General features: G+C 65.3%; 10 protein-coding genes. 3 read left to right on the top strand and 7 right to left on the bottom strand.

The genetic code is table 11. The annotated features are described in order from the left end of the window. Positions 1-32 precede the first annotated feature (32 nt). From flgK to ACFOPH_RS24235, 3 genes are read left to right on the top strand one after another with little or no spacing between them, the layout of a single operon-like run. On the top strand, positions 33-1,403 hold the full coding sequence (gene flgK, locus ACFOPH_RS24245) for a flagellar hook-associated protein FlgK (protein WP_379737680.1): 1,371 nt from the start codon (positions 33-35) through the stop codon (positions 1,401-1,403). Positions 1,404-1,413: 10 nt separating this feature from the next. Next, positions 1,414-2,325 carry a flagellar hook-associated protein FlgL gene (gene flgL, locus ACFOPH_RS24240; RefSeq protein WP_379737678.1) on the top strand — a complete coding sequence of 304 codons (912 nt, stop codon included), beginning with the start codon at positions 1,414-1,416 and terminating at the stop codon, positions 2,323-2,325. A 3-nt stretch (positions 2,326-2,328) separates the two neighbouring features. Further along, positions 2,329-3,399, top strand: a complete 1,071-nt coding sequence (locus ACFOPH_RS24235) for a hypothetical protein (protein WP_379737676.1) — start codon at positions 2,329-2,331, stop codon at positions 3,397-3,399. Between the two features lie 43 nt (positions 3,400-3,442). Here the strand turns inward: ACFOPH_RS24235 and ACFOPH_RS24230 are convergent, their stop codons facing one another. From ACFOPH_RS24230 to rimP, 7 genes are all read right to left on the bottom strand, one after another. Further along, on the bottom strand, positions 3,443-5,197 hold the full coding sequence (locus ACFOPH_RS24230) for an ABC transporter ATP-binding protein (protein ID WP_379737674.1): 1,755 nt from the start codon (positions 5,195-5,197) through the stop codon (positions 3,443-3,445). A gap of 167 nt (positions 5,198-5,364) precedes the next feature. Next, on the bottom strand, positions 5,365-7,203 hold the full coding sequence (gene typA / locus ACFOPH_RS24225) for a translational GTPase TypA (RefSeq protein WP_312551914.1): 1,839 nt from the start codon (positions 7,201-7,203) through the stop codon (positions 5,365-5,367). Between the two features lie 307 nt (positions 7,204-7,510). Then, the gene (gene truB, locus ACFOPH_RS24220; protein ID WP_379737672.1) at positions 7,511-8,428 is read right to left on the bottom strand and encodes a tRNA pseudouridine(55) synthase TruB; all 918 of its coding nucleotides are present in this window, start codon (positions 8,426-8,428) and stop codon (positions 7,511-7,513) included. Then, positions 8,425-8,841: a 30S ribosome-binding factor RbfA gene (gene rbfA, locus ACFOPH_RS24215; protein WP_312551910.1), complete on the bottom strand. Its 417-nt coding sequence runs from the start codon at positions 8,839-8,841 to the stop codon at positions 8,425-8,427. The genes truB and rbfA overlap by 4 nt, the downstream gene beginning before the upstream one ends. Positions 8,842-8,975: 134 nt before the next feature. After that, positions 8,976-11,786 carry a translation initiation factor IF-2 gene (infB, locus tag ACFOPH_RS24210; protein ID WP_312551909.1) on the bottom strand — a complete coding sequence of 937 codons (2,811 nt, stop codon included), beginning with the start codon at positions 11,784-11,786 and terminating at the stop codon, positions 8,976-8,978. 63 nt (positions 11,787-11,849) lie between these two features. Further along, positions 11,850-13,415, bottom strand: coding sequence for a transcription termination factor NusA (gene nusA / locus ACFOPH_RS24205; protein WP_312551907.1), 1,566 nt, complete (start codon positions 13,413-13,415; stop codon positions 11,850-11,852). Further along, on the bottom strand, positions 13,412-13,900 hold the full coding sequence (gene rimP, locus ACFOPH_RS24200; RefSeq protein WP_312551905.1) for a ribosome maturation factor RimP: 489 nt from the start codon (positions 13,898-13,900) through the stop codon (positions 13,412-13,414). The genes nusA and rimP overlap by 4 nt, the downstream gene beginning before the upstream one ends. Positions 13,901-13,989: the final 89 nt, after the last annotated feature.

Genomic DNA, 13,989 nt, shown 5'->3' with positions numbered 1-13,989 from the left:
CTGTTAGAACCGTTTCCAAGAAGAAGACCGCCATGACCATCATGACCAACGCGCTGTCGGGCGCGCTCGCATCGCAACTGGCGCTGTCGGCGACCAGCCAGAACATCGCCAACCTCCAGACCAAGGGCTACACCCGCCAGGCGGCGCTGCTGTCGGCCGTCGGTCCGGACGCCAGCGGCCGCTCGGTCGGCAACGGGGTCCAGGTCGGCGCCCTGCTGCGCTTCTCGGATGGCTACAAGAGCCAGCAGATGTGGCGCGCGGCCTCGGAAACCGGCGCGTTTTCGCAGACCCAGCCCTACCTGACCCAGCTCGAGCGCGTGATGGGCGACGACACCGCCAGCCTGTCGACCGCGGTCGACGGCTTCTTCGCTTCGCTCAACGCGGTCGCCGGCGACAACGCCACCTCGACCCCGCTGCGCCAGCAAGTGCTGACCGCCTCGAACCTGCTGGCCCAGCGCTTCAACAGCCTGAACAACGTCTACAACGCCCAGCTGCAGTCGGTCAGCCAGCAGCGCAGCGCGATCGTCGACTCGGCCAATGCCAACATCAGCAAGATCGCCACACTGAACACCCGCATCTCCGAAGCCAACGCGGTCGGCGCCCCGGCCTCGAGCCTGATCGACGAACGCGACCTGGCGATCGACGCCCTGTCCAGCCAGATGGCGCTGGAAGTGTCGGACCAGCCGGGCGGCGTGCGCGACATCTCCCTGCGCACCGGCCAGGCGCTGGTGATCGGCGGCGTCGCCGGCAAGCTGAAAGCCGTCGGCGGCGCCGGCGACCAGCGCTTCACGCTCGATTTCGCCAACACCACCTTCGCGCTGGACGCGGCCAGGCTCGGCGGCCAGCTCGGCGGCCTGACGACCTTCGAACAGAACACCTTGCGTCCGATGCAGCAGGGTACGGCCGACATCGCGCGCCAGCTCGCCGAGAAGGTCAATGCCCAGCTCACCAGCGGCTACGCGATGGACGGCAGCCAGGGCCGCCCGCTGTTCGTGTTCACCCCCGGCGCCACCAGCATGCTGCAGGTGGCCGACGGCTTCGAGCCGACCGACCTCGCCTTCTCGAGCGACGGCACCCAGGGCGATACCGGCAACCTGCAAAAGCTGGTCGTCATCAACAGCCAGCCGATCACCGTCACCGGCCTCGGCACCGTGCTGCTCAGCGACGCCGACACCCAGCTGGTCGGCAAGCTCGGCGTGATCAGCCAGGGCAACCAGGCCGACCTGAAGACGGCCGAGACGATGCGCAAGCACGCCCAGGAAGACTGGCAGTCGACCAGCGGCGTCAACCAGGACGAGGAAGCGATCAACCTCGTCGAATACCAGAACATGTACCAGGCCAACATGAGAGTCATGACGGTCGCGAATGCCCTGTTCGACGCCACGCTGGCGATGATGGGCTAAGGAGTCAGCAATGCGTATCGCCACCGCCCAGTACCAGTCGAACATGAACAGCTCGCTCCAGCTGAACCAGGAGCGCATCAGCACCCTCACCCAGCAGATGGCCACCGGCAAGCGCATCCTGGTCCCTTCGGACGACCCGGTCGACAGCGTGCGCCTGTCGCGCCTGAAGCGCGAGGAAGCGTCCATCACCCAGTACCGCGACAACATCGCCTCGATCAAGATCCGCCTGTCGAAGAACGAAGGCTATCTCGGCAACATGGTCAACGACATCACGGCCGGCCGCGACCAGATCGTCTGGGCCCTGGACGGCAGCAACACGCCGGAAGACCTGAAAGCGATGATCAACCCGCTCGAAGCGCTGCGCGACAGCCTGTTCTTCAGCGCGAACACGGTCGACCAGGAAGGCCGCTACGTGTTCTCCGGCACCATGACCTCGACCCCGGCCATGGCGTTCGACGCCAACGCCGCGCCGGGCGCGCGCTACAGCTTCGCCGGCAACACCAACGAGCAGCGCGTGGTGGTCGGCAATGGCCTGACCCAGGTCGCCAACGACAACCTGAAGGGCATGGAAGACCTGCTGAACCGCATCGACGCCACCATCGCCACCCTGAACGGCGCCAACCTCGACGTCAACGACCCGGCTACCCGCGCCGTGCTGACGGCGAACCTGGACGGCTTCGACCAGGCGCTCGACCTGGTGTCCGGCAAGATCGCCGTCCTCGGCGGCAAGCAGAACATCCTCGACACCCTGGACGCCAACCACGGCAACGTCAGCCTGTCGAACCAGATGGCGATCACCGACATCGGCCAGCTCGACATGGGCGTCGCCGCCACCGAGCTGAACGGTTACTCGACGGCCCTGCAGGCCACCTACAAGGCCTATAGCCGCATCGGAACGCTGTCCCTGTTCTCCGCGCTGTAATCGATGGAAACCACCCTTCGTCCCAAGCTTGCCAAGCCGGCCGTGGCCGGCGTCTCGATTTCCACCAACGCCGTCACGGCGCCGTCGACCGGCGCCGCGGACGGCGCCGGCGCGCCCGGACGCGTCGCATCCGCACGCGAGCAGGCGCTCGCCGCCCAACTGTCCGCGCAGGCGCGTCCCGCCCCGGCGCCGTCGCGCCGCGGCCTGGCCAACTGGGACACCCGCCTGCAGGGCGACGTCGCCAGCGCCCAGCAGGCGCTCGACTACCTGGACCGGGTTGCAGGCCAGCTCGAATCGGTGAAGGCGGCCCTGTCGGCGAAGCTGGCCAACCTGAAGAGCGGCGCGCGCGACCTCGAAGCCAAGGCGCGCCAGCTGAGCGCGACCATTGCCGCGCGCAGCAGCCAGGCCGGCGGCGCGGTCGACGCCGAGCTGCGCTTCTCCGATGGCGCACCGGCGCGCCAGCGCTTTCGCATCGCTGGCCTGGATGTCGAGACCCTGCAGGCCTCCGCTCCCGTCAACCTGGCGTTCTCGGTCGGCGGCGCCGGCGGCCCGCAGCTGGCGGCGGCCATCGAACCGGGCATGACGTCGGAGCAGATCGCCGCCCGCCTCGACCGCACCCTGGCGCCGGTGCAGGTGCGCGCCAGGCTCGACGAGCACGGCCGCCTGGAATTCTCGACCGAGGAAGCGAACTGGCCGGCGGTGCGCGACAGCATCGCGATCTCGGGCCGCGGCCGCGCCAGCACCGAAGCCGTGGCGCCGCAGTCGAAGCTCGAGGGTATCGATCGCGTCGGCGGCAACGACGGCGGCAACGCCGACGCCCTGCGCCAGAGCCTGCGCGAAGTGGTGCAGGCGCTCGAGCGCGTGCGCCGCTCGCAGGCCGCCGCCAGCGCCGCGCTGAGCGCCGCCACCCAGCGCGCGGTGCAACCGGAGATGTCGCGCGAGGACCTCGCGATCACCGCCCAGGATTTCGCCGCCACCGCCGCCAACCACGACTACGAGTCGCTGCTGGCGATCACCTCGGCGCTGGTCGGCGTAAGCCGCGAACGCGTGCTGGCGCTGCTCGGCCTGCGCTGACCTTTCTTCAAAAAAGACCCAAGCCGCCGTCGCCTGCCCCCGGTCAGTCGGCGGCGGGCGGCACCGGCCGCTCGCCGATCTGCTGACGCCACATCGCGTAATACAGGCCGCGCGCTTCCAGCAGCGCCGCGTGCGCGCCGCTCTCGACCACCTTCCCCTTCTCCAGCACGTAGATGGTATCGGCGTGCATCACGGTCGACAGCCGGTGCGCGATCAGGATCGTGATCTGCGTGGCGCGCGCCGAGATCTCGCGCACCGTGTTCGTGATCTGCTCCTCGGTCAGCGAGTCGAGGGCCGACGTCGCTTCGTCGAAGATCAGCAGCGCCGGCTGGCGCACCAGGGCGCGCGCGATCGACAGGCGCTGCTTCTCGCCGCCCGACAGCTTCATGCCGCGCTCGCCGATCACGGTGTCCAGCCCCTCCTTCGAGCGCTCCAGCAGGTAGGCGCAGGATGCCTGGCGCATGGCCGCCACGATCTCCTCGTCGCTGGCGTCCGGCTTCACGAAGCGGATGTTGTCGCGGATGGTGCCGGCGAACAGGTAGGTTTCCTGGGTCACGAAACCGATCTGACGCCGCACCCGGTTGTAGCGCAGGTCGGTCGTCGCCACGCCGTTGTAGAACACTTCCCCGCTGGCCGGCGTGTAGAGGCCGACCAGCAGCTTGACCAGGGTCGACTTGCCCGAGCCCGAGGGCCCGACAAAGGCGATCGTCTGCCCCAGCTTCGCCTCGAACGAGACGCCGCCCAGGGCGTCGTGCGGTGCGCCCTTGTGGCGAAAGCGCACCTCGGCGAAGCGCAGGTCCCGCAGTGGGCCGATCTCGACCGGGTCGGGCGGACGGCGCTCGACCGGCTTGTCGATCAGGTTCCGGAAGTTGAGCAGCGAGGCCTCGGCTTCGCGGTGCGCCAGGATGATGTTGCCCAGCTCCTGCAGCGGCGCGAAGATCGCCACCGAGATGAACTGCATCGCGATCAGTTCGCCGGTCGACAGCGCGTCGCGGAAGATCAGCCACAACAGCGCGAACAGGATCGCCAGCTTCAGCAGGCTCAATGTGGAGCCCTGCAAAAAGGACAGCAGGCGGATCCGCTTCACCTTCTCCATCTCGAGCGCGAAGATCGCGTCGGTCTGGCTGCGCAGGCGCCTGATCTCCGGGAAGGTCAGGCCCAGGCTCTTGATCAGTTCAATGTTGCGCAGCGACTCGGTGATGAAGCCCGAATTGCGGTTGGTCTCGCGCACGATCGAGCGCTGCTGGGTCTTGATCTCGCGGCTCAGCAAGCCCGTCAGCCCGCCCAGCACCAGCACCCCGACCAGGAACACCGGCACCAGCAGCCAGTGCTTGGTCACCGCATACCAGGCCAGGAAGCTGACCCCGACCAGGGAGGCGAAGACGGTATTGATCGAGGTATTGATGAAGCGCTCGCTGTCGGCGCGCACCTTCTGCAGCAGGGCCAGCATCTCGCCGCTGCGCAGGTCCTCGAACTCCTGGAATTTCAATCGCAACAGGTGCCGCAGTCCATCGTTGAAGATCGCCACCCCGAGCTTTTGCACCACCAGCCGGGTCACGTAGTCCTGCAGGGCCTTCGCCAGACGCGACAGCACCGCGACCAGCACGGCCAGGCCGAGCAGGCGCATCACCTGCGGCATCGGGTCGGGGTCGCCCGGATGGCGCTGCGTGACGTGGTCGATGATGCGGCCGAAGATGATCGGATCGACCAGGGCCAGCACCTGGGCGGTACCCGCCAGCAGCAGGGCCAGCAGGCCCAGGCGCCAGTGCGGTTTCAGGTAAGTCCAGAGAATGCGCATGAGGGCATGTTAGCAAGCTCAGGCGCAGCGGCGCGTCCCGTAGGGTGGGCACTCCGTGCCCACGCGTAAAGTCTGCGTCATGTTGGCGGCACACGCGCCGCCGGCAAAAAAAACCCGCTCAAGCGGCGGGTTTTTTAGTCAGTACAGGGCTGCAGTCCAGGACGCGATTACGCGCCTTCACGGCTGGCCTTCTTGCGCTCGTGCTCCTTCAGGTAGCGCTTGCGCAGGCGGATCGATTTCGGCGTGATCTCGACCAGTTCGTCGTCCTCGATGAACTCGACGGCGTACTCGAGCGACATCTGGATCGGCGGGACCAGGCGCACGGCTTCGTCGGTACCCGAGGCACGGACGTTGGTCAGCTGCTTGCCCTTGATCGGGTTGACGACCAGGTCGTTGTCGCGCGAGTGGATACCGATGATCATGCCTTCGTACACCGGGGTGTTGTGCTCGACGAACATGCGGCCGCGGTCCTGCAGCTTCCACAGTGCGTAGGCAACGGCGGCGCCGTCATCCTGCGAGATCAGCACGCCGTTGCGGCGGCCGGCCAGTTCGCCCTTGCCGGTGTCGACCGGTGCGTACTCGTGGAACACGTGGCTCATCAGGCCGGTGCCGCGGGTCAGGGTCATGAACTCGCTCTGGAAACCGATCAGGCCACGGGCCGGGATCAGGTACTCGAGGCGCACGCGGCCCTTGCCGTCCGATTCCATGTTCTGCAGGTCGCCACGGCGGCGGCCCAGTTCTTCCATCACGCCGCCCTGGTTCGCTTCTTCCACGTCGACGGTCAGGCTCTCGTACGGCTCGCACTTGACGCCGTCGATTTCCTTGAACACCACGCGCGGACGCGATACCGCCAGCTCGAAGCCTTCGCGGCGCATGTTTTCCAGCAGGATGGTCAGGTGCAGTTCGCCGCGGCCCGAGACTTCGAACACGGTGTCGTCGTCGGTCGGCAGCACGCGCAGCGCGACGTTCGACTTCAGTTCGCGCTCGAGGCGGTCGCGCAGCTGGCGGCTGGTGACGAACTTGCCTTCGCGGCCGGCCAGCGGCGAGTTGTTGACCATGAAGTTCATGGTCAGGGTCGGCTCGTCGACGGTCAGCATCGGCAGCGCTTCCGGGGTATCCACGGCGGTCACGGTCACGCCGATGCCGACTTCTTCGATACCGTTGATCAGGACGATGTCGCCGGCGACGGCTTCGTCGACCTGCACGCGCTCCAGGCCCTTGAAGTTCAGCACCTGGTTGATGCGGCCCTTGATCGGGCTCTTGTCGTCCTGGCCGTTCACGACCAGCACGTCCATGCCCGGCTTGATGCGGCCACGGTTGATGCGGCCGATGCCGATCTTGCCGACGTAGGACGAGTAGTCCAGCGAGGTGATCTGCATCTGCAGCGGGCCGTCCGGATTGTCGTCACGCACCGGCACGTATTGCAGGATGGCGTCGAACAGCGGCTTCATGTCGCCGCCGCGCACGTCTTCGGTCAGGCCGGCGTAGCCGTTCAGGCCCGAAGCGTAGACGATCGGGAAGTCGAGCTGCTCGTCGTTGGCGCCCAGCTTGTCGAACAGTTCGAAGGTCTGGTTGATCGCCCAGTCCGGACGTGCGCCCGGACGGTCGACCTTGTTGACGACGACGATCGGCTTCAGGCCCAGGGCCAGCGCCTTGCGGGTCACGAAGCGGGTCTGCGGCATCGGGCCTTCCTGCGCATCGACCAGCAGCAGCACCGAGTCGACCATCGACAGCACGCGCTCGACCTCGCCGCCGAAGTCGGCGTGGCCCGGGGTGTCGACGATGTTGATGTGGGTGCCTTCGTACTCGACGGCGCAGTTCTTCGACAGGATCGTGATGCCACGTTCCTTTTCGATATCGCCGGAGTCCATCACGCGGGTGTCCACCGCCTGGTTGTCACGGAAGGTGCCCGACTGGCGCAGCAGCTGGTCGACCAGGGTCGTTTTGCCGTGGTCAACGTGGGCGATAATTGCAATATTACGAATTGCGCGTTTGGTATTTGACATGTGAGATCAGGGGTGGAGTTGCGTGGTGTACGGATGTGTACGATGCTGCCAATTTCGGAAACCGACTAGTATAGCACGCGAATAGTACGTTTCTGCGGAAAAGGCCCGCATTTTCAACGGCTTGCCGGCTTTTCAACGGTTTTTCGGCATTTCTCGATATAAGGTGCTGCATACGGCACGTAGGGTGGGCACCCCGTGCCCACGCGTGAAGTCTGCGTCGTGTTGGCGTTTATAAAGCGCTGCGTCTGCTCATCGTTTACGCGTGGGCACGGGGCGCCCACCCTACGTCTCGGCAATCACGACGTTATCAAGGCACCGCGATCAACCGTTCCGGTGCCAGGATGGAATACTCCTGCAGGTTCGCCGTGCCGAGCAGCTTGCCCTGGTGGTAGACCCGCACCCTGCCCAGCTCCTGCGGCACCATGACCGACTCCTTGCCCAGCGCCAGGCGTTGCCCGTTCAGGAAGCGCTTCGCCAGCTCGTCCGTCAATTCGACCGATGGAAAGCTCGACAGCAGCGCATCGACCGGGGCCAGCAGCGAACGCGGATCGGTGTGCGCCTGCAGTTCCTCGAGCGTGATCATGCGCTCGGTGGTGAGCGCACCGACCTGGATGCGGCGCAGCGCGTTCAGGTGGGCGCCGCAGCCGAGCGCCGCGCCGATGTCCTCGCCCAGCACGCGCACATAGGTGCCCTTGCTGCAGGTGACGCGGATCTTCAGCATCGGCGCGGCGTACTCGACCAGCTCCAGGCCGTGGATGGTCACCGGGCGCGCTTCGCGCTCGAGCGTGATGCCTTCGCGCGCGTATTCATATAACGCCTTGCCGTCGCGCTTCAGGGCCGAATACATCGGCGGCACTTGCAAAATCGGACCACGGAAGCGCGCCAGCGCCGCCTCGATCTGCTCCAGCGTCACGTCCACGTCGCGCGTCTCGAGGGTCTCGCCCTCGGTGTCGCCGGTGGTCGTCATGATGCCGAGGTGGACGGTCGCCTCGTAGGTCTTGTCGGCTTCCAGCAGGTCCTGGGAAAACTTGGTCGCCTCGCCGAAGCACAGCGGCAAGAGGCCGGTGGCGAAGGGGTCGAGGGTGCCGGTATGGCCGGCCTTTTTCGCGTTCATCACGCGCTTCGCCTGGATCAGCGCGTCGTTCGACGACAGGCCGACCGGCTTGTCGAGCAGGAGCACGCCGTCGACGGGGTCGCGCGGCTGTTTTTGCGGGCGAGCGTTCACTCTTTACCCGACGCGGAATCCGCCTCGTCTTCGCCGAAGTCGGCGGCGCGCACGGCGTTGGCCTGGTCGATCAGGGCCGACATCTGCAGGCCGCGCGAGGTCGAGGTGTCGTGCAGGAAGTGCAGCGCCGGCAGCGTGTGGATGTGCAGGCGCTTGCCGAGCATGTTGCGCAGGTAGCCCGACGCCTTGTTCAGGCCTTCGAGCGTCTGCTTGACTTCTTCCTTGCTGTCTTTCAGCAAGGTGAAGTAAATCTTCGCGTGCGCGTAGTCCGGCGTGAGCTGCACTTCGGTGAGCGTGATCATGCCCACGCGCGGGTCTTTCAGTTCAAAGGCGATCAGTTCCGACAAGTCTTTCTGGATCTGGTCGGCAACGCGCAAGCCGCGCTGGGGGATGGTTTTGCTGTGTTTTGCCATGATGATTGCTTTATATTTTTTGACGATGGTACATCGATTGCGCCGCATCGGGCGTACGCGGTGCGCGCGATAAAAAAAACGCCATCGGCTGGGCGTGAGCCCGGCGGATGGCGCTGTTCGGTCGCGCGTCTGGATTACAGCGTACGCGCCACTTCGGTCACTTCGAACACTTCCAGAACGTCGCCGACCTGGATGTCGTTGTAGTTCTTCAGCGACAGGCCGCACTCGAGACCGGCGCGGACTTCCTTCGCGTCGTCCTTGAAGCGCTTGAGCGAGTCGATCTCGCCGGTCCAGACCACGATGTTGTTGCGCAGCAGGCGGACCGAGGAGGTACGCTTGACCACGCCATCGGTGACCAGGCAGCCCGCGATCGCGCCGACCTTCGACACCAGGATGACCTGGCGGATCTCGACCTGGCCGGTGACGGTCTCGCGCTTCTCCGGCGCCAGCATGCCCGACAGTGCCGTCTTGATCTCGTCGATCGCATCGTAAATGATGCTGTAGTAACGGATGTCGACGCCGTTCGCTTCGGCCACCTTGCGCGCCGACGCATCGGCACGGGCGTTGAAGCCGATGATGACCGCTTTCGAGGCCACCGCCAGGTTGACGTCCGACTCGCTGATGCCGCCGACCGCCGCGTGGACGATCTGGACGCGCACTTCCGAGGTCGACAGCTTCTGCAGCGAGCCCACCAGCGCTTCCTGGGAACCCTGGACATCGGTCTTGACGATGAGCGGCAGGTTCTTGACTTCGCCTTCGGCCATCTGGTCGAACATGTTCTCCAGCTTGGCGGCCTGCTGCTTCGCCAGTTTGACGTCGCGGAACTTCCCTTGACGGAACAGGGCGATTTCGCGCGCCTTGCGCTCGTCGGCCATCACCATCGCTTCTTCACCGGCGCTCGGCACTTCGGTCAGGCCCTGGATCTCGACCGGGATCGACGGACCGGCTTCGGTGACCGGCTTGCCGTTCTCGTCGAGCATCGCACGGACGCGGCCGAACGAGGAACCTGCCAGCACGACGTCGCCGCGGCGCAGCGTACCCGACTGCACCAGGATGGTGGCGACCGGGCCACGGCCCTTGTCCAGGCGGGCTTCGACCACCAGGCCACGGGCAGGCGACTCGACCGGCGCCTTCAATTCCAGCACTTCGGCCTGCAGCAGCACTTGCTCCAGCAGGTCGTCGATACCGGTACCGAGCTTGGCCGACACCGGGACGAACGGCGAATCGCCGCCGTATTCTTCCGGCACGACGCCTTCGGCGACCAGTTCCTGGGTCACGCGGTCGGCGTTGGCACCCTGCTTGTCGATCTTGTTGATCGCCACCACCAGCGGCACGCCGGCGGCTTTCGCGTGGGCGATCGCTTCCTTGGTCTGCGGCATCACGCCGTCGTCGGCCGCCACCACCAGGATGACGATGTCGGTTGCCTTGGCGCCGCGGGCACGCATGGCGGTGAACGCCTCGTGGCCCGGGGTATCCAGGAAGGTCACCATGCCGCGCGGGGTGTCCACGTGGTAAGCGCCGATGTGCTGGGTAATGCCGCCGGCTTCGCCAGCAGCGACCTTCGCACGACGGATGTAGTCCAGCAGCGAGGTCTTGCCGTGGTCGACGTGGCCCATGACGGTCACGACCGGCGCACGCGGCTTCGCTTCGAACTCGGTGTGTTCGCCCTGGTCGGCCAGCAGCGCTTCCGGATCGTCGACGGCGGCAGCGAAGGCTTTATGGCCCATCTCTTCCACCACGATCATCGCGGTTTCCTGGTCCAGCACCTGGTTGATGGTGCACATCTGGCCCAGCTTCATCAGCTGCTTGATGACTTCCGACGCCTTCACCGACATCTTGTGCGCCAGTTCGGCCACGGTGATGGTTTCAGGCACGTGCACTTCGCGCACGATCGCCTCGGTCGGCGCCTGGAAGTTCGATTCGCGGTCGTCGCCGTGCGAATTGCGGCGGCCACCACGGCCACCACTACGCCAGCCGTCGCGGCCGCTCGGCGCGCCTGCGCCGCCGCGGGTCTTGGCGCCGCCAGGGGCGCCGCGTTTCTTGTCGTCCGACCAGGTCGAAGAGACATTCGCCGACTTGATCGACTTCTTGTCGCCCGGCTTCTTGTCGCCCGGCTTGGCTTCGGCCGGCTTCTTGTCGGCCGGCTTGTGCAGCGTGCCTGCCGGCGCGGCCGGTTTCGCGGCGACCGGCGCCGGTGCCGGCTCGGGCGCCTTGATGACGCGGCGCGGCTGGGCCATCATCAGCTTGATCTGGGCCACTTCGTCGGCCACGGCCTTGCGTGCACGCTCGGTGGCGGCAGCGCGTTCGGCGGCGGCCTTGGCGGCTTCGTCCGCCTTGCGCTTGGCTTCCTCGGCGGCGGCCTGCTTGGCTTGCTCGCTGGCAGCCGAACTGGCGGCGGCAGCGGCAGCGGCTTCGCGCTTGGCTTGCTCGGCGGCGTCGCGCTTGGCCTGCTCTTCCTCGGCACGGGCCTGTTCGGCACGTTCGGACTCCAGCTTGGCCAGGCGTTCCTGCTTTTCACGCAGGTCCGCTTCCTGACGAGCAACGAGCTCGGCATGACGGCGCGCTTCTTCTTCGCGGCGTGCGATCTCGGCTTCGTCGATCACCGGAGCGGCCGGCGCGGCCGCAGCGGCTGGCGCCGGGTCGTCGCGCTGGACGAAGGTGCGCTTCTTGCGCACTTCGACCTGGATCGTGCGCGACTTGCCCGACGCGTCGGCCTGCTTGATCTCGCTGGTTTCCTTGCGGGTGACCGTGATCTTTTTCTTCTCGGTCGATTCGCCCGCGCCGTGGGTACGGCGCAGGTGGTTCAGCAGCTTGTCCTTATCATCCTTTGACAAGGGATCTGACGTCGAACTTTTCTCGACGCCGGCAGAACGCAGCTGCGTCAGCAGCAAATCTGCAGGCATCTTCAGTTCGGTGGCAAATTGGGCTACGTTGTTACTCGCCATTCAGTCCTCTTTTCTATGTGTCGCGGAGATGATAAAGATTTTTTGTCGTTCCGGCAGCAGCAATTATGCCTTGGCCGTTTCGACCTGGCTCCAGGCTTTCGCCTGCAATGCCTTCGCGCGGTCGTCGTATTTCGCGTCGACCAGCTTCATCTCATCGTCGGTCACATCATTAAATTCATTCTTGATCAGTTCACGGGCACGGTCCGACGGCAGCGCCAGGATGGCGCCGAATTCGTCGTAAGCGAGACCCGCGAATGCTTCCACCGTCTTGATGCCTGCCAGGCCAAGCTTGCCCGCGGTCGTGCGGTCCATGCCCTCGAGGTTCACCAGCGCCTCTTCCATGCCTTCCAGACCTTCTTCGGAGGCAATGGCTTCGGTCACCAGCGCGTCACGGGCGCGGGTACGCAGTTCGTTGACGGTTTCCTCGTCGAAGGATTCGATCTCGAGCATCTCCGAAATTGGTACATACGCGATTTCTTCAAGGCTCGAGAAGCCTTCTTCCACGAGGATGTCGGCCACTTCCTGGTCAACATCGAGCTTTTCCATGAACAGCGAGCGGATCGCCGCCGTTTCCTGGGCCACCTTGTTGGCCGATTCCTCGGCCGTCATGATGTTGATCTTCCAGCCAGTCAGTTCCGACGCCAGGCGCACGTTCTGGCCCGAACGGCCGATCGCGATCGCCAGGTTTTCTTCGTCGACCACGACGTCCATCGCGTGCTTCTCTTCGTCGACCATGATCGACGACACGTTCGCCGGCGCCAGGGCGCCGATCACGAACTGGGCCGGATCGTCCGACCACAGCACGATGTCCACGCGCTCGCCGCCGAGCTCGCCGGTCACGGCCTGCACGCGCGAACCGCGCATGCCGACGCAGGTACCGATCGGGTCGATGCGCTTGTCGGCCGTGTAGACGGCAATCTTGGCGCGCACGCCGGCATCACGGGCAGCCGATTTGATTTCCAGCAGGCCCTGTTCGATTTCCGGAACTTCCAGTTCGAACAGCTTCATGATGAATTCCGGTGCGGTGCGCGACAGGATCACCTGCGGGCCGCGCATGTTGCGGTCGACGCGCAGGATGTAGGCGCGGACGCGGTCGCCGATACGCAGGTTTTCCTTCGGGATCATCTGGTCGCGCGGCAGGCGCGCTTCGATCTTGCCCGACTCGACGATGGCGTCGCCGCGTTCCATGCGCTTGATGGTGCCGGTCACCAGCGAATCGCCGCGCTCGAGGAAGTCCTGCAGGATCTGCTCGCGCTCGGCATCGCGCACGCGCTGCAGCACGACCTGCTTGGTGTCCTGGGCGAAGCGGCGGCCGAAGTCGACCGACTCCACCGGTTCTTCGATGTATTCGTCGACTTCGATGTCCGGGATCTGTTCCTTGGCTTCGAAGTGCAGGATTTCCTGGTCCGGCAGCTGCAGGCCCGCCTCGTCCGGCACGACGTGCCAGCGGCGGAAGGTTTCGAACTCGCCGTTGTCGCGATCGATGCTCACGCGAATGTCGACCTCGCCTTCATAGCGTTTTTTGGTGGCCTGGGCCAGGGCGAACTCGAGCGCCCCGAAGACCACTTCCTTATCGACGTTTTTTTCGCGCGCGAGCGCATCAACCAGTAACAAAATTTCGCGACTCATGCTTTGCGACTCCTAAAATCCACCTGCGGCACCAGGCGTGCCTTGTCCAATTCGGCCAGCGTAAATTCCAACAACGCCGGCCCATCTTTATTTTCAAATTCCAGACCGATCTTGTCGCCTTCCGGCGCGACCAGGATGCCCGTATAGGTCTTCCGGTTCGCGCTGCCAGGCATGGCGACGCGCAGCTTTACCGTGCATTCGTGGCCGGCGAAGCGCGCAAAATCGGCCAGGGTGCGCACCGGGCGGTCCAGCCCGGGCGACGAAATTTCCAAACGCTCGTAATCGACGTTTTCCACGGTCAACACGTGCGACAACTGGTGGCTCACCGTTGCGCAATCCTCGACCGTGATCGGCCCCTTCTCGTCAGCGACGGCAGCCGGGAAATCGATAAACACGCGCAGGACCCCGCGCTCGCCTCGTTCGACATCAACGAGCTCGTAGCCCAGGCCACTGACTGTCTTGGCGATCAAATCAAACTGCTGCACGACACTTCTCCAGGGCTTTAAAACGTTTTACCAAAAAAAAAATGGGCATCTGCCCATCTTTTTGTATTCACAACCCAACCAGATGAAAG

The organism is Massilia haematophila, from assembly GCF_042647645.1.
Lineage (GTDB): Bacteria > Pseudomonadota > Gammaproteobacteria > Burkholderiales > Burkholderiaceae_D > Telluria > Telluria haematophila.
The sequence above is the reverse complement of the archived record's forward strand: the minus strand, read 5'-3'. Positions and strand labels throughout refer to the sequence as shown.

What these genes read in the sequence shown, in the direction of transcription:
- infB (WP_312551909.1), bottom strand. Translation starts at nt 11,786, where the DNA reads ATGGCGAGTAACAACGTAGCCCAATTTGCCACCGAACTGAAGATGCCT.
- nusA (WP_312551907.1), bottom strand. Translation starts at nt 13,415, where the DNA reads ATGAGTCGCGAAATTTTGTTACTGGTTGATGCGCTCGCGCGCGAAAAA.
- typA (WP_312551914.1), bottom strand. Translation starts at nt 7,203, where the DNA reads ATGTCAAATACCAAACGCGCAATTCGTAATATTGCAATTATCGCCCAC.
- rbfA (WP_312551910.1), bottom strand. Translation starts at nt 8,841, where the DNA reads ATGGCAAAACACAGCAAAACCATCCCCCAGCGCGGCTTGCGCGTTGCC.
- flgL (WP_379737678.1), top strand. Translation starts at nt 1,414, where the DNA reads ATGCGTATCGCCACCGCCCAGTACCAGTCGAACATGAACAGCTCGCTC.
- ACFOPH_RS24235 (WP_379737676.1), top strand. Translation starts at nt 2,329, where the DNA reads ATGGAAACCACCCTTCGTCCCAAGCTTGCCAAGCCGGCCGTGGCCGGC.
- flgK (WP_379737680.1), top strand. Translation starts at nt 33, where the DNA reads ATGACCATCATGACCAACGCGCTGTCGGGCGCGCTCGCATCGCAACTG.
- ACFOPH_RS24230 (WP_379737674.1), bottom strand. Translation starts at nt 5,197, where the DNA reads ATGCGCATTCTCTGGACTTACCTGAAACCGCACTGGCGCCTGGGCCTG.